Annotated in this window: 28 protein-coding genes; 27 read left to right on the top strand and 1 reads right to left on the bottom strand. The window is 40.6% G+C overall.

Annotated elements, in window-relative coordinates:
* The first annotated feature begins 70 nt into the window (after positions 1 to 70).
* From prsW to fni, 9 genes are all read left to right on the top strand, one after another.
* Positions 71 to 760, top strand: a complete 690-nt coding sequence (gene prsW, locus A361_RS19580) for a glutamic-type intramembrane protease PrsW (protein ID WP_009332773.1) — start codon at positions 71 to 73, stop codon at positions 758 to 760.
* Between the two features lie 125 nt (positions 761 to 885).
* The gene (gene sleB / locus A361_RS19575; RefSeq protein WP_009332772.1) at positions 886 to 1,725 is read left to right on the top strand and encodes a spore cortex-lytic enzyme; all 840 of its coding nucleotides are present in this window, start codon (positions 886 to 888) and stop codon (positions 1,723 to 1,725) included.
* Positions 1,726 to 1,739: 14 nt separating this feature from the next.
* Positions 1,740 to 3,089: a germination protein YpeB gene (gene ypeB / locus A361_RS19570; RefSeq protein WP_009332771.1), complete on the top strand. Its 1,350-nt coding sequence runs from the start codon at positions 1,740 to 1,742 to the stop codon at positions 3,087 to 3,089.
* A gap of 147 nt (positions 3,090 to 3,236) precedes the next feature.
* A complete protein-coding gene (locus A361_RS19565; protein ID WP_009332770.1) occupies positions 3,237 to 3,896 on the top strand; it encodes a flagellar brake protein in 660 nt (219 codons plus the stop codon).
* Positions 3,897 to 3,986: 90 nt separating this feature from the next.
* Positions 3,987 to 4,169 carry a YpfB family protein gene (locus A361_RS19560; protein ID WP_009332769.1) on the top strand — a complete coding sequence of 61 codons (183 nt, stop codon included), beginning with the start codon at positions 3,987 to 3,989 and terminating at the stop codon, positions 4,167 to 4,169.
* A 190-nt stretch (positions 4,170 to 4,359) separates the two neighbouring features.
* Positions 4,360 to 5,040 (top strand): (d)CMP kinase, encoded by a 681-nt coding sequence (gene cmk, locus A361_RS19555; protein WP_026041598.1) that lies wholly within the window; start codon positions 4,360 to 4,362, stop codon positions 5,038 to 5,040.
* Positions 5,037 to 5,618: a lysophospholipid acyltransferase family protein gene (locus tag A361_RS19550; protein ID WP_009332767.1), complete on the top strand. Its 582-nt coding sequence runs from the start codon at positions 5,037 to 5,039 to the stop codon at positions 5,616 to 5,618. The genes cmk and A361_RS19550 overlap by 4 nt, the downstream gene beginning before the upstream one ends.
* Positions 5,619 to 5,975: 357 nt before the next feature.
* Complete coding sequence (gene rpsA, locus A361_RS19545) at positions 5,976 to 7,115, top strand: 30S ribosomal protein S1 (protein ID WP_009332766.1); 1,140 nt, start codon at positions 5,976 to 5,978, stop codon at positions 7,113 to 7,115.
* A 12-nt stretch (positions 7,116 to 7,127) separates the two neighbouring features.
* Positions 7,128 to 8,189 (top strand): type 2 isopentenyl-diphosphate Delta-isomerase, encoded by a 1,062-nt coding sequence (fni, locus tag A361_RS19540; RefSeq protein WP_009332765.1) that lies wholly within the window; start codon positions 7,128 to 7,130, stop codon positions 8,187 to 8,189.
* A 380-nt stretch (positions 8,190 to 8,569) separates the two neighbouring features.
* On the opposite strand, the gene A361_RS29150 is transcribed toward fni, so the two are convergent.
* Positions 8,570 to 8,713 (bottom strand): YpzI family protein, encoded by a 144-nt coding sequence (locus A361_RS29150; protein WP_009332764.1) that lies wholly within the window; start codon positions 8,711 to 8,713, stop codon positions 8,570 to 8,572.
* 147 nt (positions 8,714 to 8,860) lie between these two features.
* On the opposite strand from A361_RS29150, the gene A361_RS19530 reads away from it, so the two are divergent.
* From A361_RS19530 to aroB, 18 genes are all read left to right on the top strand, one after another.
* Positions 8,861 to 9,469, top strand: a complete 609-nt coding sequence (locus A361_RS19530; RefSeq protein WP_009332763.1) for a hypothetical protein — start codon at positions 8,861 to 8,863, stop codon at positions 9,467 to 9,469.
* A complete protein-coding gene (locus A361_RS19525) occupies positions 9,466 to 10,353 on the top strand; it encodes a YIEGIA family protein (RefSeq protein WP_009332762.1) in 888 nt (295 codons plus the stop codon). Before A361_RS19530 ends, A361_RS19525 begins: the two co-directional genes overlap by 4 nt.
* Positions 10,354 to 10,356: 3 nt before the next feature.
* Positions 10,357 to 10,542, top strand: a complete 186-nt coding sequence (locus A361_RS19520) for a capping complex subunit for YIEGIA (protein ID WP_009332761.1) — start codon at positions 10,357 to 10,359, stop codon at positions 10,540 to 10,542.
* 237 nt (positions 10,543 to 10,779) lie between these two features.
* Positions 10,780 to 12,090 (top strand): ribosome biogenesis GTPase Der, encoded by a 1,311-nt coding sequence (gene der / locus A361_RS19515; RefSeq protein ID WP_009332760.1) that lies wholly within the window; start codon positions 10,780 to 10,782, stop codon positions 12,088 to 12,090.
* 95 nt (positions 12,091 to 12,185) lie between these two features.
* Positions 12,186 to 13,247, top strand: a complete 1,062-nt coding sequence (locus A361_RS19510) for an NAD(P)H-dependent glycerol-3-phosphate dehydrogenase (RefSeq protein ID WP_026041599.1) — start codon at positions 12,186 to 12,188, stop codon at positions 13,245 to 13,247.
* Between the two features lie 243 nt (positions 13,248 to 13,490).
* The gene (locus A361_RS19505) at positions 13,491 to 13,694 is read left to right on the top strand and encodes a DUF2768 domain-containing protein (RefSeq protein WP_019380380.1); all 204 of its coding nucleotides are present in this window, start codon (positions 13,491 to 13,493) and stop codon (positions 13,692 to 13,694) included.
* A 25-nt stretch (positions 13,695 to 13,719) separates the two neighbouring features.
* Positions 13,720 to 14,433, top strand: a complete 714-nt coding sequence (locus A361_RS19500; RefSeq protein WP_019380381.1) for a hypothetical protein — start codon at positions 13,720 to 13,722, stop codon at positions 14,431 to 14,433.
* Between the two features lie 349 nt (positions 14,434 to 14,782).
* The gene (gene spoIVA, locus A361_RS19495) at positions 14,783 to 16,261 is read left to right on the top strand and encodes a stage IV sporulation protein A (protein WP_019380383.1); all 1,479 of its coding nucleotides are present in this window, start codon (positions 14,783 to 14,785) and stop codon (positions 16,259 to 16,261) included.
* A gap of 437 nt (positions 16,262 to 16,698) precedes the next feature.
* Positions 16,699 to 16,971 (top strand): non-specific DNA-binding protein Hbs, encoded by a 273-nt coding sequence (gene hbs / locus A361_RS19490; protein WP_009332755.1) that lies wholly within the window; start codon positions 16,699 to 16,701, stop codon positions 16,969 to 16,971.
* A gap of 218 nt (positions 16,972 to 17,189) precedes the next feature.
* The gene (folE, locus tag A361_RS19485; RefSeq protein ID WP_009332754.1) at positions 17,190 to 17,756 is read left to right on the top strand and encodes a GTP cyclohydrolase I FolE; all 567 of its coding nucleotides are present in this window, start codon (positions 17,190 to 17,192) and stop codon (positions 17,754 to 17,756) included.
* Between the two features lie 120 nt (positions 17,757 to 17,876).
* Positions 17,877 to 18,113: a trp RNA-binding attenuation protein MtrB gene (gene mtrB / locus A361_RS19480; protein WP_019380384.1), complete on the top strand. Its 237-nt coding sequence runs from the start codon at positions 17,877 to 17,879 to the stop codon at positions 18,111 to 18,113.
* Between the two features lie 280 nt (positions 18,114 to 18,393).
* Complete coding sequence (locus A361_RS19475; protein ID WP_019380385.1) at positions 18,394 to 19,203, top strand: heptaprenyl diphosphate synthase component 1; 810 nt, start codon at positions 18,394 to 18,396, stop codon at positions 19,201 to 19,203.
* Positions 19,204 to 19,206: 3 nt separating this feature from the next.
* Positions 19,207 to 19,908 carry a demethylmenaquinone methyltransferase gene (menG, locus tag A361_RS19470; RefSeq protein WP_009332751.1) on the top strand — a complete coding sequence of 234 codons (702 nt, stop codon included), beginning with the start codon at positions 19,207 to 19,209 and terminating at the stop codon, positions 19,906 to 19,908.
* Positions 19,909 to 19,991: 83 nt separating this feature from the next.
* Complete coding sequence (gene hepT, locus A361_RS19465; protein ID WP_019380386.1) at positions 19,992 to 20,954, top strand: heptaprenyl diphosphate synthase component II; 963 nt, start codon at positions 19,992 to 19,994, stop codon at positions 20,952 to 20,954.
* Positions 20,955 to 21,121: 167 nt separating this feature from the next.
* Positions 21,122 to 21,568 (top strand): nucleoside-diphosphate kinase, encoded by a 447-nt coding sequence (gene ndk / locus A361_RS19460; protein ID WP_019380387.1) that lies wholly within the window; start codon positions 21,122 to 21,124, stop codon positions 21,566 to 21,568.
* A 121-nt stretch (positions 21,569 to 21,689) separates the two neighbouring features.
* Positions 21,690 to 22,463, top strand: coding sequence for a CheR family methyltransferase (locus A361_RS19455; RefSeq protein WP_019380388.1), 774 nt, complete (start codon positions 21,690 to 21,692; stop codon positions 22,461 to 22,463).
* Positions 22,464 to 22,671: 208 nt separating this feature from the next.
* A complete protein-coding gene (aroC, locus tag A361_RS19450; RefSeq protein ID WP_009332747.1) occupies positions 22,672 to 23,844 on the top strand; it encodes a chorismate synthase in 1,173 nt (390 codons plus the stop codon).
* Entirely contained in the window at positions 23,844 to 24,920 is a 1,077-nt protein-coding gene (gene aroB / locus A361_RS19445) for a 3-dehydroquinate synthase (RefSeq protein ID WP_019380389.1), read from the top strand. The genes aroC and aroB overlap by 1 nt, the downstream gene beginning before the upstream one ends.
* The last annotated feature ends 56 nt before the right edge of the window (positions 24,921 to 24,976 follow it).

Raw genomic sequence — 24,976 nt, 5'->3', positions numbered from 1 at the left:
TTGAATAATCATTTTAATTCTTTCTATATCATGATACGATTAAGAAAACAGATTGAAAAGAGGGCAGCTCATGCTGGGAATATTATCCGCTGGCATCGCGCCGGGGTTGGCATTATTAAGCTATTTTTATTTAAAAGATCAATATGAGTCTGAACCCATATCAATGGTTTTTAAAACTTTTTTGTTTGGTGCTTTGCTCGTATTCCCTATCATGTTCATCCAGTATGTTTTAGAGACTGAAGGGGTGCTGCAGTCTAGTTTGATGGATGCATTTCTGTCATCAAGTCTGCTGGAAGAATTCTTTAAATGGTTTATATTATTTTATACTATTTATCAGCATATAACATTTGATGAACCATATGATGGAATTGTGTATGGTGCTTCTGTATCACTTGGCTTTGCCACTGCAGAAAATATCTTCTATCTCGTCGCACTCGGTGTGGAACACGCTCTTGGAAGGGCCTTGCTTCCGGTTTCCAGTCATGCTCTCTTTGGTGTTATCATGGGCTATTATATAGGAAAAGGAAAATTCTCGGCAACCTCGACAAAAAAATGGATAGCCTTTTCGCTCTTTATACCTTTTCTCCTTCACGGTATTTACGACTATATCCTGATCTCCTTAAAACATTGGATTTTTATCATGTTCCCATTTATGATCTTCCTTTGGTGGCTGGGCTTAAGAAAAGTCAAAAAAGCAAGGGCACATAGTCTAAACCACATGAATAATCAATTTGATTTACAGAAAACTCTCCATTCTTGATGGAGGGTTTTTTATTTTGCCGAAAATAAACCAAAAGTAAAAAGACTCAAGTTATTGAATAAAAAGCCAAGGACTACAAAAAATAGGGTCAATGAAAAAAGATTGACTTTTGGAGGTTAAAATCCATGAAAAAGAATTTTTTGGCAGGAAAGGTTTTACTCATAATCTCCCTTTGTATTCTAGGAATTCCTTTTAGCGGGAATATGGACAAAGCTAATGCCTTTTCGAACCAGGTTATCCAGCACGGAGCAGTGGGAAATGATGTAATCGAGCTTCAGTCCCGCCTGCAGTATTTAGGATTCTACAATGGGAAAATCGATGGAGTTTTTGGGTGGGGAACCTATTGGGCACTCAGGAATTTTCAATATGAATTCGGCCTTCCGATAGATGGGCTTGCTGGCCAGGAAACAAAAAATAAGCTCGTAAAAGCATCCAAGTATAATGAACAGTATGTGAAAGAACAAATTAATAAGGGCAATAAATTTACCCATTACGGCGGGGTGGACACTGAAAAGCAGACTAAGCCTCAGCAAGGTGGATCTTCCGGGGGAACGGCACAGCAGCAGGAAGCTCCTAAACAGCCGACTGCTGCAAATGTGCCTAACGGATTCTCAGATAATGATATCCAGTTAATGGCCAATGCGGTTTATGGAGAATCAAGAGGAGAGCCGTATACAGGCCAGGTGGCAGTTGCCGCAGTTATCTTAAACCGTGTAGAAAGTGCATCATTTCCGAACACTGTATCTGGCGTTATTTTTGAGCCGCGTGCTTTTACCGCCGTGGCCGATGGACAGATATGGTTAACGCCGAATGAAACTGCAAAAAAGGCCGTCCTTGATGCCATTAATGGATGGGATCCAACAGGCGAGGCACTGTATTACTTTAACCCGGATACAGCAACAAGCGGATGGATTTGGACACGGCCGCAAATCAAGCAGATTGGAAAACATATATTCTGTAAATAGAGGGGTGAATGATCATGCTTAGAGGAATTCTCATAGGCGTACTTGCACTGGGTGTTGCCGGTACAGCGTTTTGGGGTTATCAGGAACACCGGGAGAAAAATGCAATCCTAATTAATGCCGAAAATAATTATCAAAGGGCATTTCATGATTTAACTTACCAAATTGACCTATTGCATGACAAAATCGGAACAACCTTAGCAATGAATTCGAGAGCTTCACTATCACCTGAATTGGCAGAAGTGTGGAGATTGACTTCAGAAGCCCACTCAGATGTTGGCCAGCTGCCTCTCTCACTTCTTCCTTTCAATAAAACAGAAGAGTTTCTATCCAATATTGGAGATTTCAGTTATCGGACAGCAGTAAGGGATTTGGAGAAGGAACCTTTATCGGATAAAGAATATCAAGCGCTAAAGCAGCTCTATAAACAGTCGGCTGATGTTCAGCAGGATTTGCGCAAAGTTCAGCATATGGTGCTTGAAAAGAACTTACGGTGGATGGATGTAGAAATGGCGCTCGCTTCCAATGGGGAAGCTGCAGATAATACAATCATAGATGGATTTAAGACAGTGGAAAAAACGGTTGAAGGCTATGGAGAGACAGACTTTGGACCGGCATTTGTAAATATGCAGAGGAAGGATGAAAATTACAAATATCTTAAAGGTAAAGAAATAACAGAAGAAGAAGCTGCACGAATAGGTCAGCAATATGCAAAGTTGGGGAAAAATGTAAATATAAGAGTGACTGAAAACGGCAAAGGATCTGATTACGGGTTCTATAGTGTCAGTATTCAAAATAAGAAAACAAAAGAAGAAGCAAACATGGATATCACTAAGAAAGGCGGGTATCCTATCTGGTTCATACTGGATCGGGAAGTGGCGAAACAAAAAGTAAGCCTTAATGAAGCAAGCAATAATGCGATTAAATTTCTGAAAGAAAATGGCTTCAAGGACCTTGATTTATTCGAGAGTGCTCAGTATGACAATTTAGGCGTATTTACCTTCGTATCCAATCAGGATGGCGTAAGAATTTATCCGGACTCCATTCGTGTGAAAGTTGCGCTTGATAATGGCAGTATGGCAGCCTTTTCTGCTGAGGATTATTTAAAAGCTCATCACCAGAGAGAAATTCCTGAGCCTGCAATTACTGCAGAAGAGGCGAGAGCCAAGGTGAATCCACAGCTTAAAGTCATGGAAGACAGACGGGCAATCATCATTAATGATTTAAAACAGGAAGTTTCCTGTTATGAAATTCTAGGCACATTGGGTGAAGATACCTACAGAATCTATATAAACGCAGAAACAGGACAAGAAGAAAAAGTAGAAAAGCTAAAAAATGCTGAGCCAGTATTTGAAGATGTACTGTAGAGAAAGCCGTATAGGCTTTCTTTTTTTGCTTTAGGAAGCACTTGGGTCTTTTTGCCTAAGTTTTTTAAAAATGCTATTGCGGGAATCTTTTATACCGGTCATAATTAAATGACAAGTTTATCCTTTTAATAAGGGAAGTGTGTCAGTGTGATAAATATTGGAGAGACAGTGCTGCTCGAATTAACATACTCGGAAAAATCCGAGAAATATAAATGCAAGCTTGTTGAAAGAGAAGGAAATAATCTATATATTGATTATCCGATAGTACAGGAAACAAATAAAACTGCTTTCCTGCTCGATGGGACTCAGCTGAAGGCAACCTTTTTGGCTGAAGATGGGACGGTATATCTTTTCGAAAGCGAGGTTATGGGAAGAGTTAAGTTGAAGATCCCGATGATTGTTTTATCATATCCGGGGGACGAACATTTGGTAAAAATTCAGCGGCGTCAGTTTGTCCGGGTTGAAACACCCGTTGATGTTGCTATCCACCCGGAAAGTAATGAGTTTAGTCCTTTTGTATCCGTTACGGATGATATTAGTGCTGGCGGGGCTGCAATCATCGCACAAACAGGCAGCTCTTTAATAGCGAATATGCAAATACTCACTTATTTCGTATTAACTATGCAAAACGGCGACAATTATTATTTACGGCTTAAAAGTAAGGTAATCAGAGTTTCTGAACCTCAAAATGGAAAATCGCTTATTTCTGTTCAGTTTTTGGAGGTAAGCCCCCAGGATAGACAATTGCTCCTGCGATTTTGTTTCGATAGGCAACTGGCAATGAAGAAAAAAGGCCTGGAAATATAAATAAAGGAATATTTTTTATATTCATCTCTCATAATAGATGGTGAAGTCTATTGGCTTATTCTTATTTTACCAGTTGGAGAGATGGCATTGATGAAAACGGTGGAGAGGATTATTCTAAAGTTAATTATTGTGCAATTTGTTTTCTTGCTGTTCACTCAATTTTTCTTTCATCATATGGATGCTTTTCCGGAATTAAAGCAGCTGACTCAGTATGAGGGTGTTACAGATCAGAATTTCACTGAGCTGCTTGAAACGTTCAGGGAAAATTATTAGCAGGCAGGCGCCTGCTTATTTTTTGTCCCGGCAGTCGGGAAAATCGATCATTTATAAGCCTTTCAGGGGCTATTTTTTAATATTTGCAAGACTTAAAAAACAGCTTAATTATGCACTGATGCAGACTTATTATGTTAAAATAAAGCTGAATGAACCTGGGAAAGAAGCGGCCAGGGGTACAGGAGGAACTATGAGCAAACGTATATCAATTGCAATTGACGGCCCAGCTGCTGCAGGGAAAAGTACAGTAGCAAAGATTGTGGCAGAAAAATTATCTTACATATATATTGATACTGGTGCCATGTATCGCGCCTTGACTTATAAAGCTATTCAGAAGAATGCAAGTCTTGAAGATGAAGCTTCTCTTATGGAGATTCTAAACAATACAGTTATTGAACTGCAGCCAGGCGAAAAAGGGCAATTAATTTATCTGGACGGGCTGGATGTGACAAATGAAATCAGGACTTCTGAAGTGACAAATTCTGTTTCTATAGTCTCCATGCATAAGCTAGTTAGAGAAGAAATGGTATTGCGCCAGCAAAGCTTTGCTTTAAATGGAGGAGTTGTAATGGATGGCCGGGATATCGGAACCCATGTCCTGCCCCATGCAGAAGTAAAGATTTTTCTTTTAGCCTCTGTCGATGAAAGAGCTGTAAGGCGACATAACGAAAATATCCAGAAGGGATATCCATCTGATCTTGAAAAACTGAAGGAAGAAATTTCCTTAAGGGACAAGCTGGACTCTGAGCGCGAAGTAGCTCCCTTAAAGAAAGCAGATGATGCAAAGGAGATTGATACAACTTCTTTGTCAATTGGTCAGGTAGTCGATAAGATAATGGATCTGGCTATTGAAAGGATTGGTTCAAAGTGAATCTCTATTCTTTTGCTAAAGCAGCAGTCTATGGAGTTCTAAAACCCATATACAGATTTGAAGTAATTGGGAAGGAGAACTTTCCTGCTGAAGGGGGCGTCCTTTTATGCTCCAATCATATAGATAATCTCGATCCTCCGGTGGTCGGCATTAATGCTCCAAGGCCAGTTTATTTTATGGCCAAGGAAGAGCTTTTTAATGTACCGGTTCTAGGGAAAATTCTTCCCGATCTCAACGCATTTCCTGTCAAGAGAGGAATGAGTGACAGAGAGGCATTGAGAAAAGGGCTTGGAATATTAAAAGAAGGAAAGGTTTTAGGGCTGTTTCCAGAGGGTACTAGAAGTAAAACGGGGCAGCTGGGGAAAGGACTGGCAGGTGCAGGTTTTTTTGCTCTCAGGTCAGAAGCGAATGTCGTTCCCTGCGCCATTATTGGCCCCTATAAAGCTTTTTCAAGATTAAAAGTTGTATATGGTAAACCAATTGATATGAAAGAGCTAAGGGAAAGAAAGGCCTCGGCAGAGGAAACCACTGAATTGATTATGTCAGAAATACGTAAATTAATAGAAGATTATTCATAGACCTTCTTGCTTGACAAAAAACTTCTTTTGTAAGAAGTTAGTAAAAAGGCATTTTTTAAAAAGGCGAAAATATTCGAAAAATAAGGCTGTCCTTTACTTTGAACTTCAAGAATTGTCTAGCGCAAGCAGCCTAACCCTTCGAGGTCACAAGTCTTGTTCTTGTCGGGGGTGGGCAAGGCGTTTACGCTTTTCTTATGAGGGCAGAAAGAGACATTCAACAACAGTTGAAAAATAGCCTGCAAAATAAATAGCCATTCGAGTATTTCTGCTGCTGACACAGGGTTCTTGCCTGGATGGCAGGCAGTTGAATACAGATTAAAAATTTGAAAGCAGCCATTGGATTAAGGAGGAATACATATGTCAGAGGAAATGAATCAAGTAGAAGTTAAAAATTTTGAGGTGGGTGACAAGGTAAAAGGCCAAGTTACCAAAGTGGAAGAAAAGCAAGTCATTGTTGACCTTGCTGACAGCAAATTGGATGGGATTATCCCAATCAGCGAGCTTTCAAGCCTTCATATTGAAAAAGCAAGCGATGCGGTTTCAGAAGGAGATGAGCTCGAGCTTGAAGTTTTAAAAGTGGAGGAAGAAGCCCTTATTCTTTCTAAACGAAAAGTGGATGCCGGGAAATCCTGGGAAACCCTTGAAAAGAAATTCAATGATGGTGAAGTTTTTGAAGCAGAAATAAAAGATGTTGTTAAAGGCGGCTTAGTAGTAGACTTGGGTGTGCGCGGATTTGTTCCTGCTTCCCTGGTTGAAGCTCACTTTGTTGAGGACTTTACTGATTATAAAGGCAAAACGATGACATTTAAAATTGTAGAGCTTGATAAAGATAAAAATCGCCTGATTCTTTCTCACCGCGCTGTAATAGAGGAAGAAAAAGGAAAACAGAAACACCAAGTGCTTGAATCCCTTCAGGCAGGTCAGGTTTTAGATGGAACAGTTCAAAGAATTACTGACTTTGGAGCATTTGTTGATATTGGCGGGATCGATGGTCTTGTTCATATTTCCCAGCTTTCTTATGAGCATGTAGAGAAGCCTTCAGATGTTGTGGAAGAAGGCCAAAAAGTGAAAGTGAAAGTATTAAGTGTAGACCGGGATAATGAACGCATTTCACTTTCCATTAAGGAGACTTTGCCAGGGCCATGGGATAATATCAGTGAAAAGGCTCCTAAAGGAAGCACTCTTGAAGGAACAGTAAAAAGACTGGTGTCATATGGAGCATTTGTTGAAGTTTTCCCAGGAGTGGAAGGCCTTGTCCATATTTCTCAAATTGCGCATAAGCATATTGGAACTCCTCACGAAGTATTGAGCGAAGGACAGGAAATAAAAGTAAAGGTTCTTGATGTGAACGAACAGGACCAGCGCCTGTCATTGAGCATCAAAGATCTTCTTGAAAAAGAACAGGAAGAAGTGACTGACTATGAACTTCCTGAAGAAAATAAAGGCTTCTCTCTTGGTGATATGATAGGCGACCAGCTAAAGAATTTAAAAAAGTAATGGTGATAAATTTTGTCTAGATCAAAACGTAAATGGGATCATATCCAGCATGCTTTGGCAACGGGCCAAAACAGCAATACCGGTTTAGAGGATATTGCATTTATTCATCAAAGTCTTCCTGATGCGTTTCTTGATCAGGCTGATTTAGGCACTTCAATTGGCGAACTTTCATTAAGTTCGCCAATTTTTATAAATGCCATGACAGGAGGCGGAGGAGAAAGAACGGTTCAAATTAACCGGGATCTCGCCCTGGCTGCCAGATCAACAGGCCTTGCTATGGCAGTAGGGTCTCAAATGTCTGCACTGAAGGATCCAAGTGAAGCAGAATCCTACAGGGTTGTCAGGAGAGAAAACCCCTATGGAATTATTATTGGCAACTTAGGCAGCGAAGCTACAATCGATCAGGCAAAAGCAGCGGTTGATATGATAGAAGCAGATGCTTTGCAAATTCACTTAAATGTAGTCCAGGAATTGACCATGCCTGAAGGTGACCGTGATTTTCGGGGGGCCCTAAAAAGAATTGAACATATCGTCTCCCATTCAGAAGTTCCAGTAGTTGTAAAAGAAGTGGGGTTTGGCATGAATAAAGAAACAGTATCAATGCTTGCATCAGCCGGTGTTACAGCAATCGATATCGGCGGATTTGGCGGAACGAATTTCTCCCGCATAGAAAATGCAAGAAGAGAAAGACTGTTAACGTTTTTTAATGAGTGGGGAATTCCGACAGCAGTTTCCATTGCAGAAGCTGTATCTTTGGAAAAAGATATTGCTGTCATAGCTTCTGGGGGGATCCAGTCAAGCCATGAAATAGCTAAGGCAATTGCTCTTGGTGCAGGAGCTGCAGGGATGGCGGGATACTTTTTGAAAGTGCTCATGAAAGAAGGACTTGAAGCACTCATTGAAGAGATTAACAATATGCATACCGAATTGAAAGTGCTCATGACGGCCTTGGGGGCAGCAAACATCGCCCAGCTTCAGCAGTCTCCAATTATCATAACTGGAGGGACCCATCATTGGCTGAATGAACGTGGCATTGATACAAAGGCATATTCCCAGCGGATCATCCCAAAGTAAAGCTCTCGTCAAATGACGAGAGCTATTTTTTGCTTTCAGAGGCGTGTATATTAGATTTTTGAACATCGATAACTGTCTGGGTCCACAAGGAACGCTTCGACAGCATGACCATAGCACGATTAAAAGCATTAGCTTTTATGAGGAGCGCCTCCACCCTCGAGGTCACAAGTTTGTCCGGTTTCGGCTCCGGACGAAAGCTAACCATTCCATTCCAGAAGGAAAGAACACCTTCCTGCAGGGCTAATCTTGTGCTTGGTGCCCCCAAGGAAAGGAGGGCTTTGTCAGCATAATCATCGCACGATCAAATGCGCCAGCTTTTGAGAGAATGTGGCGTTTTTAGTCTGTGTTCCTTTGTGAGCAAAGTGCTTGCACTTTTCTTTTTAACTGTATTTTGAATCATTCAAAGATCTGGCTTCTTCGGGGCTCTGCATCTTGGCAGCTCCAGCATAATGAAGTGCCTGGTCGCGATCGGATTCCACTTTTCCGCTATTTTTAAGTTTTTTTTCCTGTCTGTCTTTACCCATATTAAACACCTCCATGTTATTAAGATGAAATGAGTGCAAAAGAATTATGCAAAAAGATAGCTTTGATTCCAAAGGAATTATCCTTTTGAACTTGCAGGGTTATTTTACATATGAAAAAGCCATAATGGAAATGATAGGAGGTAGAGGATGGAAGGATTAATTTTCTATTGGATTTCCTGGATGGTTTGGATTATGGCGACTTTTTTTATGGATCGAAATAATAAATACAGGTTTCTATTATCTGCCTGGATTTTATTCTTCATTATGCTGTCACCCTGGACACTTAAAATCTTCAATGTTGAAACTGGTATTGGTGGCCTTTTTCTGCTTGTATCTTTATATATTTTTGCTGGGAGATTAAAAAAACTGAGTAAACTTTATTTCCTTTTTTGTGCTTTCATCCTGATGATGGCATATGTCACATTTCATCTGTTTGAACTGTTTGATCCGGTTTGGGTAATATTCTCACGAAATTGGATGCTGTCAGTCCTTCTTGTTTATTTGGCAGTTCTCCTGCAAAAAAACAGAATGCTCAGACTGCCGTTAATATTGCTCGGGAGCATCCAGGGAGAAGTTCTTTATGCGCTCATACTTAATCAATTTTCCTTTCCGTACACTATTGGATCATTGGCCTTTCTGGATATCATGGCAATCTCTGTTTCCATATCGGCCGTATGGATTGCAGTGCAATGGGCCGTCAAATATATTGAAGCCAACTTTAAACATTTCGAAAGGGAGAAACAAAAATTATCATGAGCGAATATACGTACCCGATACTTTTTGGTCTGGCAGCCGGAACTTTGACCCGTATTTATATGCTGAGGACGGATTACCGGCAATACCCTACATACTTACATGGAAAAATTATACACGTTGCATTGGGATTCATTGCTGCTGGCCTGGGAACGGTGGCCATCCCTTCAATTATGGAGGAAGAATTCACAGCCATTACCTTCCTGACCCTTGCTGCATCCCAGTTTAGGGAAGTCAGAAACATGGAGAGAAACACGCTTACTGAACTGGACAGCTACGAAATGGTTCCCAGAGGCAAAACGTATATAGAAGGCGTGGCGATCGCCTTCGAAAGCAGAAATTATCTTGTGATTTTTACATCTTTATTAAGTACGCTTGGCTATCTGCTATTTAATATATGGGGAGGGCTTGCGGCAGCCATTCTGGCCGTACTTATTTCAAAGAAATTAATGTCAGGGGGAAGGCTGAAGGAAATCGTTGAAGTTGAGTTTGTAGAGCCGCGATTTGATGGAGCGGGCTTGTATGTTGACAATATTTATATCATGAATATAGGTTTGCCTGAAAGACAAGAGGAAGTGCTGCGATATGGGATGGGATTTATTTTAAAACCTAAAAATTTCAATGCCCGCTCCACTATTGCGAATCTTGGGCAGAGACAGGCTATATTGCATGATGTTTCTACTGCTTTGGGTGTTTACCGGGATTCCGGAACTCCTGCGCTTGTTCCGCTTGCGAAAAGGGACCTTGATGATGGGCGTGTGGGGGTTTTTGTATTGCCGCAGGAAAAGAATATCAATAAAGCCATAAAAATCATCGAAGCGGTTCCGACACTCGAAAACGCGATTAGGATGCCTACTGAACGGCAAACGAATGGGAAAGGAAGTTAGCGTATGGTGCTTGAAAAATTCATACTGGCTGCAATTACAACAAATCCAGCCAAGATACCCTCAGGAACCGCCGTATTTCATTGTGAAGATAAAAAAGAAATGGAAATCATCGCAGCCAATCTCGAAGCTATTCTTGACGGTATTGCCCATGCTTTAACAGATGAACTATATGTAATTGTTAAGCATTAATCCAGCTTCCAAGTTTTTCATTGCTAGGAAGGTTTCTCTTTGTTAAAATATCTAAGTTAGACCCTTCTATCTTTGAGAAGGGTTTATTTTATAAATGTACAGCTGTTTGGATGGTTTTAACATCAATGTAGTGTTATTGTGGACAGCCATCTGTATGCTTACTCAAGGTAAAGGCATTTCTGGAACATAGATGGGATGTTTAAACAATTTAAATAAAGAATTGAAAGGGTGATGTTCATGGCAAAACCAGTGGTGGCTATTGTCGGGCGTCCTAACGTTGGGAAATCAACGATATTTAACAGAATTGTAGGAGAACGGATATCCATTGTCGAAGATATTCCGGGAGTGACAAGGGACAGGATTTATAGTTCGGCAGAATGGCTGACTCATGATTTTAATATTATTGACACAGGCGGAATTGATATTGGAGACGAGCCATTTTTAGAGCAAATTCGGCTTCAGGCAGAAATTGCGATTGATGAAGCGGATGTCATCATTTTTCTTGTAAACGGGCGAGAGGGTGTTACCTCTGCAGACGAGGAAGTTGCCAAAATTTTATATAAAGCCAAAAAGCCTGTAGTTCTTGGGGTAAATAAGATCGATAACCCTGAGATGCGGGATTTAGTCTATGACTTTTATGCACTTGGCTTTGGTGAACCATTTCCTATTTCAGGTTCTCATGGGCTTGGTCTTGGAGACTTGCTTGATGAAGCAGCCAAGCATTTCCCGAAACATGGCCAAACTGAATATGGAGAAGATGTCATTAAGTTTTCTTTAATTGGGCGCCCGAATGTCGGGAAATCCTCCCTTGTAAACGCAATGCTTGGTGAAGAACGGGTCATTGTCAGCAATATCGCAGGCACCACAAGAGATGCTATCGACTCGAAGGTGAAGGTTGACGGACAGGAATATGTCATCATCGATACTGCAGGAATGCGAAAAAAAGGGAAAGTCTATGAAACAACAGAAAAATACAGTGTACTGAGAGCTTTGCGGGCAATCGAACGTTCCGATGTTGTCCTAGTGGTCATCGATGGGGAAGAAGGAATCATCGAGCAGGACAAGCGCATTGCCGGTTATGCTCATGAAGCAGGCAGAGCTGTTGTTATTGTAGTCAATAAGTGGGATGCAGTTGAAAAAGATGAGAGAACAATGAAGGCATTTGAACAAAATATCCGTGAGCATTTTCAATTCCTTGATTATGCACCAATTGTTTTCCTTTCAGCTAAAACGAAAAAGCGTATTCATACTCTTATCCCGATGATTAATACAGCCAGTGAAAACCATGCTTTGCGTGTTGAAACAAGCGTCCTCAATGATGTCGTTATGGATGCTGTTGCGATGAATCCAACACCTACAGATAAAGGAAGACGCCTAAGAATTTATTATACAACACAGGTTGCTGTGAAGCCGCCGACATTTGTTGTGTTTGTTAATGATCCTGAACTTCTTCATTTTTCATATGAACGTTTCCTTGAAAACAGAATTAGAGACGCTTTTGGTTTTGAAGGCACACCTATTAAGATATTTGCAAGGGAAAGAAAATAATGCGATGATGCCAGCCGGAAAGCTTTAATGTTGTCTGGCAGGCAGAATCGGATGAATTTTTGATGCATCCAAATACATTGAAAGGCAGTGATCAAATGGAGCGGAAAAAAGAAAGTGTAGCTGTAGCAGGTGCTGGCAGCTGGGGTACTGCCCTGGCGATGGTGCTTGCGGATAATGGGCATGACGTCAGACTGTGGGGCCATAATCCTGATCAGATAGAAGAAATTAATAAGCACCATACTAATCAAAAATATTTATCAGGGATACATCTGCCTGCAGAAATAAGGGGATACACCTCGCTTGAAGAGGCTTTAACCGGAACAGACACTTTGATTTTGGCAGTACCGACAAAGGCAATTCGTGAAGTAGTCGGCAAGATCAAGGGAAGTAGAAAAGAGCCTCTAACCATTGTACACGTAAGTAAAGGCATTGAACCTGATTCACTTCTCCGGATTTCTGAAATGATTGAAGAAGAAATGCCTGGAAATCTTCTGGATAGTGTAGTGGTACTCTCTGGCCCAAGCCATGCAGAAGAAGTTAGTCTGCGGCATCCAACTACTGTTACGGTATCATCAAAAAATATGGTTGCTGCCGAAAAAATCCAGGATTTGTTTATCAATAACAATTTCAGAGTATATACAAACCCGGATATCATTGGAGTGGAAATTGGCGGGGCTTTGAAAAATATTATTGCGCTTGCAGCTGGAATTACAGATGGCTTAGGCTATGGAGACAATGCAAAGGCAGCCCTGATAACCAGAGGCCTTGCTGAAATTGCCCGTCTCGGTATGAAGATGGGGGCAAGCCCGCTTACTTTCTCCGGTTTAGCGGGAATCGGTGATTTGATCGTTACATGCACTTCTGTCCATTCACGCAATTGGCGAGCAGGCAACCTTCTTGGAAAGGGCCATAATCTGCAGGAAGTCCTTGATAATATGGGGATGGTCGTAGAGGGAGTCAGGACAACAAAGGCAGCACATCAGCTGGCTCAAAAATATGATGTAAAAATGCCGATTACTACTGTCCTGTATGATGTTCTTTTTAATAATGTAATTGCGAAGGATGCTGTTGATCTTCTGATGGCAAGAGGAAAAACACATGAGATGGAAGATCTTGCGAACGTTTTGGAAGATCAAAGCGGGAATAAAAAGGACTGAAATGTTTATTAATTGAAAAATATAGGCATTAGATGATGCGAGACAGCAGGTTCCTGCATACAATGCAACGAAGCAAACTAGTGTAATGAACAGGGTGCTGGGTTATTTAGTCAAATGGCTGAGGTAAAGAATTGCCCCTTCTTTGCCTCAGTTTTTTTGTGTTTAATTTTTTCGTAATGAAAAGTTTTTAGATTTATTCAATTAGTATGTTATAATACATTTCGGAAAAGGGAGTTGATTTGTATGTCGCCGGCTTTAATGAAAATGTGGATATCCCTTGCTTCTATGGGATTTATGTTTTTATCTATAATATTAATTTATCTTAGCCGCTACAAGCTGAAACCTGGAGTTTTTAAGATTATAACAGCCATTGTTGCCTACTTTTTAATGATAATAAGCGGGATTATTATAGTGATTGTCGTGTTCAGCGGTCCGACAAGCAGCTAGCACTTTTACATAAAGGGTTGATTAAATGAAAAAAGCTTTTAATATATTTTTGCTCTTGTTGAGCGGTGCTTTGATTCTGACGGGCTGTATGTATCCTGAAGAGAAATTATCACAAAATCAGATAGCCTATAAGGATCAGCTTCAGTCTGTCCAGTCGGCAGTGGACCAATATCGGGAAGCAAATGGAGGCCTTTTGCCGATCAAAACCAAGGATCAGACGACCCCTATATATCAAAAATATCCAATTGATTTTAAGAAAATTGCCCCCGAATATATGGCAGAGCCGCCTGGGAATGCCTTTGAATCCGGCGGAGTTTTTCAATATGTAATCGTTGATGCAGAAACAGATCCAAAAGTGAAGATTTTTGATTTAAGAATTGCTGAAACTATAAGGGATATTAACCTGAGGGTTAAGGCACATGGGTTCCCGCCATATAAAGAGCAGATAGCAGAAAATGTCTTTACGATGGATTTCAAAAAATTAGGGTTTAAGGAAGAACCTAAAGCCCTCAGTCCATACAGCGGCCAGAGCCTCCCGTATGTTGTTACCGGCAATGCAGAGGTATACGTGGATTATCGGGCTGATTTATATCAGGCATTGGAGAATAAGGAAAACAAGCCTAAACCTGGAGAAGATATTAGAGATCTTCTTGTAGAGGATTCTGATTTTGTTCCTGCCTATTCCCTGCCTTACACAATCGATCCCGCCACAAATGATCCAATCTTTTTGGTGAAATAGTCATAACCCTTCTCCTGCAAAATATATTGTAGGAGAAGGGTTATTTTTTTATATACTTTTATAGCCACTCTTCAACTATTGACTATAAGCATAAAGGTAAAGGAATAAAGAGTAAGGGGAGTTTGAAAATAAAAAAGGAAATTTGGAATGGTAAGCTGTCCATTTCAGACTGTCATTGGTTTGGAGATTTCCAGCTGGGCTGGCAGGTGCAATGCACATTCCTGATAGGGGGTAAAAATTTTAAAAAACTGTCATAACAATGTAGGACAACATCATACACATATAATGTCCAAACATAATAGATAGGATAATATTATCCCATTAACTCAAGATTTCAGGAGGGGATCACTTGGAAAAGGTTGATATTTTTAAAGATATTGCCGAAAGAACTGGCGGCGATATATATTTTGGAGTAGTTGGCGCAGTTCGCACCGGCAAATCTACATTTATAAAAAAGTTTATGGAACTAGTTGTTCTGCCAAATATGGAGAATGAAGCAGAACGTGCCCGCACACAGGATGAGCTTCCTCAAAGTGCTGCCGGCAAGACGATTATGACAACAGAACCGAAATTTGTCCCTAACCAGGCTGCTACAGTGCATGTTGCAGAAGGGCTGGATGTAAATATCAGGCTTGTGGACTGTGTGGGATATACAGTACCGGGGGCGAAGGGCTATGAAGACGAAAACGGCCCGAGAATGATCAATACACCTTGGTATGAAGAGCCGATTCCTTTTCATGAAGCTGCTGAAATAGGAACTAGAAAGGTAATTCAGGAGCATTCGACTATCGGAGTAGTGGTTACAACTGACGGAACAATTGGAGAGATCCCGCGTGCGAATTACCTGGAAGCCGAAGAAAGGGTTATTGAAGAGTTAAAGGAAGTTGGCAAGCCATTTATCATGATCATTAACAGTGTCCAGCCTCATCATCCGAATACGGATGCCCTGAGAAATGATCTCGCTGAAAAATACGATATCCCTGTCCTGGCCATGAGTGTTGAGGGCATGAGGGAATCAGATGTACTAAACGTTATGCGTGAAGCTCTTTATGAGTTCCCGGTACTGGAGGTCAATGTAAACCTTCCGAGCTGGGTAATGGTGCTGCATGAAGATCACTGGCTTCGTGAAAGCTATCAGGAAGCTGTTAAAGAAACGGTTAAGGATATAAAGAGGCTAAGAGATGTCGACCGAGTGGTCCATCAATTCAGCGACTTTGAATTCATTGACCGGGCAGGCCTCGCAGGTATTGAAATGGGGCAGGGAGTAGCCGAAATTGACTTATATGCGCCAGATGATCTTTATGATGAGGTACTTAAAGAGATAGTGGGTGTTGAAATCCGCGGAAAAGACCACTTGCTTGAGCTGATGCAGGAATTTGCTCATGCCAAAGCAGAGTATGATCAAATTTCCGATGCATTGAGAATGGTAAAGCAAACCGGCTACGGCATTGCTGCTCCTTCGCTGGCTGATATGAGCCTCGATGAACCGGAAATTACACGCCATGGTTCCCGCTTTGGTGTAAGGCTAAAAGCCGTTGCCCCATCCATTCATATGATTAAAGTGGATGTAGAATCTGAATTCTCACCTATCATCGGAACAGAAAAGCAAAGTGAAGAACTTGTCCGCTATCTGATGCAGGACTTTGAAGACGATCCGCTTTCAATTTGGAACTCCGACATCTTTGGACGCAGCCTAAGCTCCATCGTAAGAGAAGGAATTCAGGCCAAACTCTCCCTAATGCCTGAAAATGCAAGATACAAACTGAAAGAAACATTAGAAAGAATCATCAACGAAGGCTCTGGCGGATTAATAGCGATTATTCTTTAATGAAGGCTCCTTTTGGAGTCTTTTTTTACGTTTATTCTAATTTAAAGGAAATGTTTGAAAAATTCACTGCTTAATTTGCAATTGATTATCTAAAATAGTGTTTTAAAAAGCGCCGTAAGGGTAATAAAAACAGGTCAACTTATTACAAATATGTTGCAAAGAAGAAAAGATTCCCATTAAATCATGAAATATTCTTGATAACAGCATTTGATTGTGATAATCTTTTAACAGAATTACCGTTATGGCGGCCGAAACCCTTATATTTAAAGGGTTTATAATGATTTTTGGATTGAAAAATTTCAATTTATCATTTATTATAGGGCTTGTTATACAAAAAAAACGCCATAACGTATAGAATTCAGTAATTTTGTTTACAAATGTATGTAAGGAATCTTATTTTACTGGGTTTTATCCATATTTGGGAGGAGGTGAAAGGCATGAACAAAACAGAACTAATTAACGCAGTTGCTGAAGCTGGCGAACTTTCTAAAAAAGACGCGACTAAAGCAGTTGATGCTGTTTTCGATACAATCCTTGATGCTTTGAAAAATGGTGATAAGGTACAACTAATCGGTTTCGGAAACTTTGAAGTTCGCGAGCGTGCAGCCCGTAAAGGACGCAACCCGCAAACTGGCGAAGAAATCGAAATCGCTGCAAGCAAAGTTCCTGCTTTCAAACCAGGTAAAGCGCTTAAAGATGCAGTTAAATAATCTACATACAAGTGCTTAAAGCTTATGCTTGAGCTAAAAACCGCGAATAATCGCGGTTTTTTCTTTTTTATCCGATCTGAAATCACCCTGGCTACAGGGGAAAGAGCTGTATATTTAAATTAGAGAAAGACACGGAAGTTTCAGTTTTGCCTGAATGAAAGGGTTATGCTAATATGAACATATTATTACCACAGTGTTAATACATAGGAGGCATAATTATGGCAGAAGTGAATCGTGCCCAGATAGAGGATGCGGTGCGTTTAATATTAGAAGCTATCGGAGAAGACCCGAATCGTGAAGGACTTCTTGATACGCCTAAGCGAGTCGCAAAAATGTATGAAGAAGTTTTTATGGGGCTTAACCAGGATCCTAAAGAATACTTTGAAACAGTATTTGGCGAAGATCATGAAGAACTTGTTTTAGTTAAAGATATTCCATTCTACTCTATGTGTGAACATCATCTTGTACCTTTCTTTGGTGTTGCTCATGTAGCTTACATCCCAAGGGGCGGCAGAGTAACAGGTTTAAGCAAACTTGCCAGAGCAGTGGAGGCGGTTGCCAAGCGTCCTCAGCTTCAGGAACGCATTACATCTACTGTGGCAAATTCCATTCTGGAAAAGCTTGAGCCCCATGGTGTAATGGTCGTTGTGGAAGCGGAACATATGTGCATGACAATGCGCGGAGTTAAAAAGCCTGGTTCAAAAACGGTGACATCAGCAGTAAGAGGTGTGTTTGCAGAGGATGCAAGAGCACGGGCTGAAGTGCTTTCGCTTATTAAACAATAATAATGAGAACTCTGTAATGAAGGAGTTCAGGCTATAAAAAGGTCAAAGGCTGAAAGATAAAACTTTTAGCCTTTTTTTGTAAGTAATTATCATGAACATATGAAGCAAAGGATGGTTTAAATGGAAAAGAAAAGTCCACCAGCAAATGAATATATTGTGATAAAAGCCAAAGAAGACGGTGTTAATGTCATAGGGTTAACAAGAGGCTCTGATACAAGATTCCATCATTCAGAAAAACTTGATCAGGGAGAAGTAATGATTGCACAATTTACCGAGCATACATCCGCGATTAAGATCCGGGGGAATGCAAGAATAATGACAAGCTATGGGGAACTTGAAAGTGAAGCTAAGAAATAACCTTCCCTTTGAAAAGAAGGATAGGATATTTTCACAAGAGAATGTCCTGACATGTTCCTGTAATTTATGATATAATTGTTTCTGCTTGATTATTTCTCTTGAATACAAGATACCGGGTAAAAGGCTTTTTTTTGCCCGTTTTACTTTAATAGTAACCAATGAATTGGCTAAAATAGATAAGATGTGTAAGGCAATTTGTGCCCGTTCTCTTTGTCGCAGTATTTACATGGAGAAAGCGCGCGGCTGAAAAAGAAAACTAAGGGGAAACAAGGGTGATGGCATGCATGATGTGAAGATTAAATTAGCAGATATAAAAGAACAGATTGAGAAAAAAGTTAACCACCCTTATCTGCTCAGGTATATTGATTCTCCTGTTATTGATGAAGACAAGCTTCTGCTTCTGATCTCTTTCCTGAATGATGTGGAAATACCTGACACAAAAGCAGAAAAATATGCAGTTACTGCAATGCTTATCCAAATCGCCCTTGATACCCATGAACTTGTTAAGAACGATGAATCTGAAGACAAAGGTCTTAAGCATAGACAGCTCACTGTCCTTGCAGGTGTTTATTACAGCGGTTTATATTACAAGATTCTCGCAGCTTTTGATGATATTAAAATGATCAGGGCCTTCGCAGATGGGATTAAAGATGTAAATGAGCATAAAATTTCGCTATATCAGAAGTCTCCTGATGCAGTTGACAGCCTGATGAATTCAGTCAAAAAAGTTGAGGCGTCCCTATTTGAAAAACTGGCTGATGCATTCAGCAAGGCAGCTTGGAAAGAGGTAATATCCAATCTTTTATTCATCAAGCGATTGATTGCAGAGAAGCAGCAGTTCATTAAGGAAGGAACCTCAGTCGTTTTTGAAGCCCTGAAAAAGCTGACTTTCCCAAAAGTGAAAGACATGTCTGCTGAGCAGCGGAGATATCTGATTCTCATTTGTGATAGATATATTGATTTTTCAAGGAATATAGTTGATCAATCCCTGAGGAAATTCCCTCTTGCAAATGAATTATTAGAGCAGCGTATTCACTGCATTTTTAATAATAGTCAGTCTGTGGCTAAAACTTTTGTGGAAGAAGGATAAAATATGCAGCAATCAAAAGAAGAACGTGTTCATAGCGTATTTGAAAAGATTTATGGCAACTACGATAAAATGAATTCAGTTATCAGCTTTCAGCAGCATTTAAGATGGCGCAAAGATACAATGAAAAAGATGAATGTTCAAAAGGGTTCAAAGGCTCTTGATGTTTGCTGCGGTACTGCCGATTGGTCCATTGCGCTTGCTGAAGCCGTAGGTGAAAACGGTAAAGTTGTAGGTTTGGATTTCAGTAAAAATATGCTTAAAATCGGTGAGGAAAAAATTAAGGATCGGAAACTGAAGCAAGTCGAGCTTGTGCATGGAAATGCAATGGAACTTCCTTTTGCGGACAATTCCTTCGATTATGTTACAATCGGTTTCGGTCTTCGCAATGTTCCGGATTATCTGCAGGTATTAAAAGAAATGCACCGTGTTGCAAAGCCTGGCGGTATAGCAGTGTGTCTGGAGACTTCTCAGCCAACTCTGTTTGGATACAAGCAGGCTTATTATTTCTACTTCCGTTTTATCATGCCTATGTTTGGCAAGCTTTTTGCCAAAAGTTTTAATGAATATTCCTGGCTGCAGGAATCAGCCAGAGACTTTCCTGGGATGAAAGAACTTGCAGGAATGTTCGAAGAAGCAGGCTTTAAGAACGTCACATTCAAGCCTTATAGCGGCGGTGTGGCTGCAGTACACATTGGAACGAAATAAAAAATAATAACTTGTTCTGTATGTTTCTCATTGAACGATAGAGAATAGATCAGACGGGATCGATAAGCTGGGTGAGTAAGCAAATGAAATTGAAAATGATGTATTCATTTTTAAATTCAGATTTAACTGTTATAGAGAACGAGCTTGAGGAGACGATTAAAGCTGAGTCTCCTCTATTGCATCAGGCTTCCCTGCATCTGCTGCAGGCCGGGGGGAAAAGAATCCGGCCAGTTTTTGTTTTGCTTGCTGCAAAGTTCGGAGAATATGATATTGATAAAATTAAAAACGTAGCGGTATCACTGGAGCTTATCCATATGGCGTCGCTTGTCCATGATGATGTTATTGATGATGCAGAACTGCGCCGGGGGCAGCCTACCATTAAAGCAAAGTGGGATAATAAGATTGCCATGTATACCGGTGATTATATTTTCGCACGCGCTTTGGAATTAATAACCAATATACAAAATCCGCATGCTCACAAAATTCTCTCCCATACCCTTGTGGAACTTTGCATAGGAGAAATTGAGCAAATTAAAGATAAGTATAACTATGATCAGAATATAAGGACATATTTCCGGAGAATTAAAAGGAAAACAGCCATGCTTATTGCGGTGAGCTGTCAGCTTGGCGGCATTGCAGCTAATGTGGAGGAAGATATACATAAAAAGCTCTTTAAATTCGGCTATTTTGTGGGAATGTCCTATCAAATCATTGACGATGTCCTGGATTTTGTCGGTACAGAAAAAGAACTTGGCAAGCCGGCGGGAGGAGATCTCCACCAGGGTAACATTACGCTCCCTGCTTTATTTGCAATGGAGGACAGCATCATCTGCGATCAAATCAGCAGAGTCCACGAAGGAACTGAACGAAGTGATATTGAGAAGATAATTGCTTTGGTCAAAGACTCCGGTGCAATTGAAAAGTCTCTGCAAATTAGTGATAAATATCTGCAGAAAGCCTTGGGGGTTCTCGAAGAGCTGCCTCCTTCCAGGTCAAAGAAAGCTTTGCGGGATATTGCAAAATTTATAGGCAAAAGAAAATTTTAATCCGCCAATTAATTGCCAGCACTTTTACAGGTGCCGGCAATTTTGTTTAGGAGGAAATTATTAAGTAAAAGCGCTTTCAGATTTCTGTTGCTAAATTTTCAAAACAATGTTAATATTTTCGTGGATTAACATAAATCACTATACATAAAGTTTTAGGAGTGGAATCAATGGAAAGAACATTTTTAATGGTTAAACCAGACGGAGTACAGCGCAATCTAATCGGGGAAATCGTTTCCCGTTTCGAAAAAAAAGGCTTTCAGCTTGTTGGCGGCAAGCTAATGAGCATCAGCAGGGAACTTGCTGAAGAGCATTATGGAGAGCATAAAGAGCGTCCATTTTTCGGAGAACTTGTTGACTTTATTACATCCGGACCAGTATTCGCAATGGTTTGGGAAGGTGAAAATGTTATCGCTACAGCTCGTCAGATGATGGGTTCAACAAATCCTAAAGATGCTGCTCCTGGAACAATCAGAGGAGATTTCGGCATTACAGTTGGGAAAAATGTAATCCATGGATCAGATTCACCTGCAAGTGCAGAACGTGAGATCGGCCTTTTCTTCAAAGAGGAAGAAAAAGTGGAATACAAAAAACTAATGAATGAATGGATTAACTAATATTCAAAAAAAGTACTTGTCCCTGACAAGTGCTTTTTTTGTAACCGAATTCATTTTTACGGCTGGGCGGGCATAGATAGAAGTCAAAAAGCTCACCAATTATTATAAGAGGGGAAAAGGAATGGCTAACGATTATCAGGATTTTATTCTAAATATTAAAAGAAAAACAGGAATCGATCTATCTCTGTACAAAGAAGCACAAATGAAAAGAAGGCTCATTTCATTGTATGAGAAAAAAGGCTTTAATTCATTTGGAGATTTTTTTAATGGCATAGTCAAGGATAGAGAACTCCTGAATGATTTTTTGGACAGGATGACGATAAATGTTTCCGAATTTTACCGTAATGCGCAGAGATGGGAGGTGCTCGAAAAAAAAATCCTGCCGGGGTTATTAGAGCAGAATAGGAATTTGAAAATCTGGAGCGCAGCATGCTCCACTGGTGAAGAGCCTTATACAATTGCCATGATTTTATCAAAAATGCTGCCGCTATCCCAAATAAAGATTACTGCAACAGATATTGATGAAAATGCCCTGGCGAGGGCCCGGATGGGTGTATACCCTGAGCGTTCGCTTAATGAGGTTCCTGAAACCATGAGACAGAAATTCTTTGGGCGTGAAGGAAGTTTCTTTAAAATATCCGAGGATATAAAAAAGACGGTAATTTTTAAAAAACAAAATCTTCTTGCAGACGATTTTGGCGGGCCGTTCGATTTAATTGTATGCAGGAACGTTCTTATTTATTTTACAGAGGAAGCAAAGGATCAGCTTTATCATAAATTCAGCAGCGCATTAAGAAAAGATGGCATATTCTTTGTTGGGAGTACTGAACAGATTTTTAACTCAGGCCGCTATCACTTGGAATCTGCTGAAACCTTTTTTTATAGAAAAGAATAAAAAAAGTAACCGCATAGGGGATGATTTTCTGACATCCTCTTTCTTTTGTTTTTCTCCGTTTTGTAGTAAATATCTATTCGTGTTAAAATGGCTCCATTCATAAGAAGAAATAAAATATTATAGGAATTTTCAATTTTATCTATTCTTATATTTATCATTATGTTATATTGATACATAATCCTTTAATGAGTTGAAGGGGGAAAGAGTTTTGAGATATCTTACATCTGGTGAATCTCACGGACCACAGCTGACCACTATAATTGAAGGGCTGCCTGCAGGAATGCCGCTGATTGATTCAGATATAAATGAAGAACTTGCCAGACGCCAGAAAGGCTATGGCAGAGGCAGAAGGATGCAAATTGAAAAGGATACTGTTCAAATAACAGCGGGGATCAGGCATGGATATACATTAGGATCGCCGGTGGCACTTGTGGTTGAGAATAATGATTGGAAGCATTGGACAAAGATTATGGGCCAGGACCCTCTAAGTCCTGAGGATGAGGGTGAAGTGAAGAGAAAAATATCGCGTCCCCGTCCAGGCCATGCTGACTTAAATGGAGCACTAAAATATGGGCACAGGGATATGAGGAATGTGCTGGAGCGATCTTCAGCCAGAGAAACGACAGTGAGGGTGGCAGCCGGTGCAGCTGCCAAAAAACTGCTCTCTGAATTGGGGATTGAAGTTGCAGCCCATGTTATTGAAATTGGCGGGGTTGTTTCAAGCAAAAGAGATTATTCTTCACTAAAAGAGTTAAAGGAAATCACAGAAGAATCGCCTGTTCGCTGTCTGGATCAGAATGCCGGCCAAAAAATGATGGATGCCATTGATTCCGCGAAAGAAAATGGGGATTCCATTGGCGGAGTAGTAGAGGTTATTGTTGAAGGCATGCCTCCGGGTGTCGGAAGTTATGTACACTATGACCGCAAGCTCGATTCAAAGCTTGCAGGGGCAATGGTGAGCATTAATGCGTTTAAAGGTGTTGAGTTTGGCATTGGCTTTGAGGCTGCAAGGAAGCCTGGAAGTGAAGTTCATGATGAGATCACATGGGATCCTGAAAAAGGCTATTATCGGAAAACGAACCGGCTTGGCGGCTTAGAAGGGGGCATGACAACGGGTATGCCTATTGTTGTCAGAGGAGTGATGAAACCAATTCCTACCCTCTATAAGCCTCTTCAAAGTGTCGATATTGAAACAAAGGAACCCTTCTCAGCAAGCATAGAGCGTTCTGACAGCTGTGCAGTACCTGCAGCTGCAGTCGTTGCAGAAAATGTAATTGCCTGGGAATTGGCTTCAGCTATTGTGGATCAATTTTATTCTGACCGTTTCGAAGCATTAAAAGCTTCGGTTGAGCAGCAAAGAAAATTTGCGAGGGAGTTTTAATGAATAGTATTTCAATCAAAACCCCCGGGAGGACCTATCCAGTTTATATAGGGTCAGGAGCAATTGAGGGATTGGGATCATATATTAAAGATACTTTTCCGGCTCTAACCAATTTAATGATAATTACAGATGAAACGGTCCGGGCCATACATCTGCCTGTGCTGGAAACAGCACTTAGGGGTATAGATGCAAAAGTCTGCACAGTGCCAAGCGGGGAGAGAGCAAAGACATTTGAAGTTTACTATCAATGCTTGTCATTTGCTTTGGAACATAAGCTTGACCGAAAATCTCTTATTCTGGCGTTTGGCGGGGGAGCTGTCGGAGATTTGGGAGGTTTCGTGGCTGCCACATTTATGAGGGGGATACCCTTCATTCAGATTCCTACTACCATTTTGGCGCATGATAGCGCCGTTGGAGGGAAAGTGGCCATCAACCATCCTTCAGGAAAAAATATGGTGGGATCCTTTTATCAGCCTCAAGCTGTATTTTATGATTTGAATTTTCTTGATTCCCTTCCTCCAAAAGAGGTGCGCTCAGGGTTTGCAGAAGTAATAAAGCATAGCTTGATACATGATATGAACTTTTATTTGAGTCTTAAAGACAACATCCGCTCGCTTGAAGGGCTTCCTTCTGATGAATTAAGCGGAATGCTTACAAAGGGGATAGAAATCAAAGGCATGATCGTTGCTGAGGACGAAAAGGAAGCTGGTGTTCGCGCATTCTTGAATTTCGGCCATACCTTGGGTCATGCAATTGAAGCAGAAAAAGGCTATGGAGAATGGACACATGGAGAATCTGTTGCAGTAGGAATGCTATTCGCACTCCAATTAAGCAATAAAATGCTTGATCTGCGTTTTGATGTTAACGAATTCCGGTGCTGGCTTGATCAGCTTGGCTACCAAACGGATCTCCCGGAAGATTTATCGCATTCAAAACTGCTGGAACGGATGAAGCAGGATAAAAAATCAGAAGGCCAGAATGTCCGCTTTGTTCTTTTGAAAGAAGTGGGCAGTCCCGTTATACACCAGGTTTCTGATGATTTTATTCTGCAGGAGCTCGCAATATTTTTAAAATAAACAAGGAAGACTTTATTACTAAGAGATAAAAAGGCTGGTGAATCAGCTTTGGGAGG

This window comes from Cytobacillus oceanisediminis 2691 (genome assembly GCF_000294775.2).
GTDB lineage: Bacteria > Bacillota > Bacilli > Bacillales > Cytobacillaceae > Cytobacillus > Cytobacillus pseudoceanisediminis.
Note: the sequence above shows the minus strand (reverse complement) of the source record. Positions and strands in the feature narration are given on the sequence as shown.

Bases quoted from the DNA above. Each gene is read 5' to 3' on its own strand.
- sleB (WP_009332772.1), top strand. From the start codon at position 886: ATGAAAAAGAATTTTTTGGCAGGAAAGGTTTTACTCATAATCTCCCTT.
- ypeB (WP_009332771.1), top strand. From the start codon at position 1,740: ATGCTTAGAGGAATTCTCATAGGCGTACTTGCACTGGGTGTTGCCGGT.
- A361_RS19455 (WP_019380388.1), top strand. From the start codon at position 21,690: ATGGCTAACGATTATCAGGATTTTATTCTAAATATTAAAAGAAAAACA.
- A361_RS29150 (WP_009332764.1), bottom strand. From the start codon at position 8,713: ATGGGTAAAGACAGACAGGAAAAAAAACTTAAAAATAGCGGAAAAGTG.
- hbs (WP_009332755.1), top strand. From the start codon at position 16,699: ATGAACAAAACAGAACTAATTAACGCAGTTGCTGAAGCTGGCGAACTT.
- der (WP_009332760.1), top strand. From the start codon at position 10,780: ATGGCAAAACCAGTGGTGGCTATTGTCGGGCGTCCTAACGTTGGGAAA.
- cmk (WP_026041598.1), top strand. From the start codon at position 4,360: ATGAGCAAACGTATATCAATTGCAATTGACGGCCCAGCTGCTGCAGGG.
- A361_RS19560 (WP_009332769.1), top strand. From the start codon at position 3,987: ATGAAAACGGTGGAGAGGATTATTCTAAAGTTAATTATTGTGCAATTT.
- A361_RS19520 (WP_009332761.1), top strand. From the start codon at position 10,357: ATGGTGCTTGAAAAATTCATACTGGCTGCAATTACAACAAATCCAGCC.
- A361_RS19530 (WP_009332763.1), top strand. From the start codon at position 8,861: ATGGAAGGATTAATTTTCTATTGGATTTCCTGGATGGTTTGGATTATG.
- A361_RS19475 (WP_019380385.1), top strand. From the start codon at position 18,394: ATGCATGATGTGAAGATTAAATTAGCAGATATAAAAGAACAGATTGAG.
- A361_RS19510 (WP_026041599.1), top strand. From the start codon at position 12,186: ATGGAGCGGAAAAAAGAAAGTGTAGCTGTAGCAGGTGCTGGCAGCTGG.
- prsW (WP_009332773.1), top strand. From the start codon at position 71: ATGCTGGGAATATTATCCGCTGGCATCGCGCCGGGGTTGGCATTATTA.
- menG (WP_009332751.1), top strand. From the start codon at position 19,207: ATGCAGCAATCAAAAGAAGAACGTGTTCATAGCGTATTTGAAAAGATT.
- A361_RS19500 (WP_019380381.1), top strand. From the start codon at position 13,720: ATGAAAAAAGCTTTTAATATATTTTTGCTCTTGTTGAGCGGTGCTTTG.
- rpsA (WP_009332766.1), top strand. From the start codon at position 5,976: ATGTCAGAGGAAATGAATCAAGTAGAAGTTAAAAATTTTGAGGTGGGT.
- A361_RS19525 (WP_009332762.1), top strand. From the start codon at position 9,466: ATGAGCGAATATACGTACCCGATACTTTTTGGTCTGGCAGCCGGAACT.
- mtrB (WP_019380384.1), top strand. From the start codon at position 17,877: ATGGAAAAGAAAAGTCCACCAGCAAATGAATATATTGTGATAAAAGCC.
- A361_RS19505 (WP_019380380.1), top strand. From the start codon at position 13,491: ATGTCGCCGGCTTTAATGAAAATGTGGATATCCCTTGCTTCTATGGGA.
- aroB (WP_019380389.1), top strand. From the start codon at position 23,844: ATGAATAGTATTTCAATCAAAACCCCCGGGAGGACCTATCCAGTTTAT.
- ndk (WP_019380387.1), top strand. From the start codon at position 21,122: ATGGAAAGAACATTTTTAATGGTTAAACCAGACGGAGTACAGCGCAAT.
- folE (WP_009332754.1), top strand. From the start codon at position 17,190: ATGGCAGAAGTGAATCGTGCCCAGATAGAGGATGCGGTGCGTTTAATA.
- hepT (WP_019380386.1), top strand. From the start codon at position 19,992: ATGAAATTGAAAATGATGTATTCATTTTTAAATTCAGATTTAACTGTT.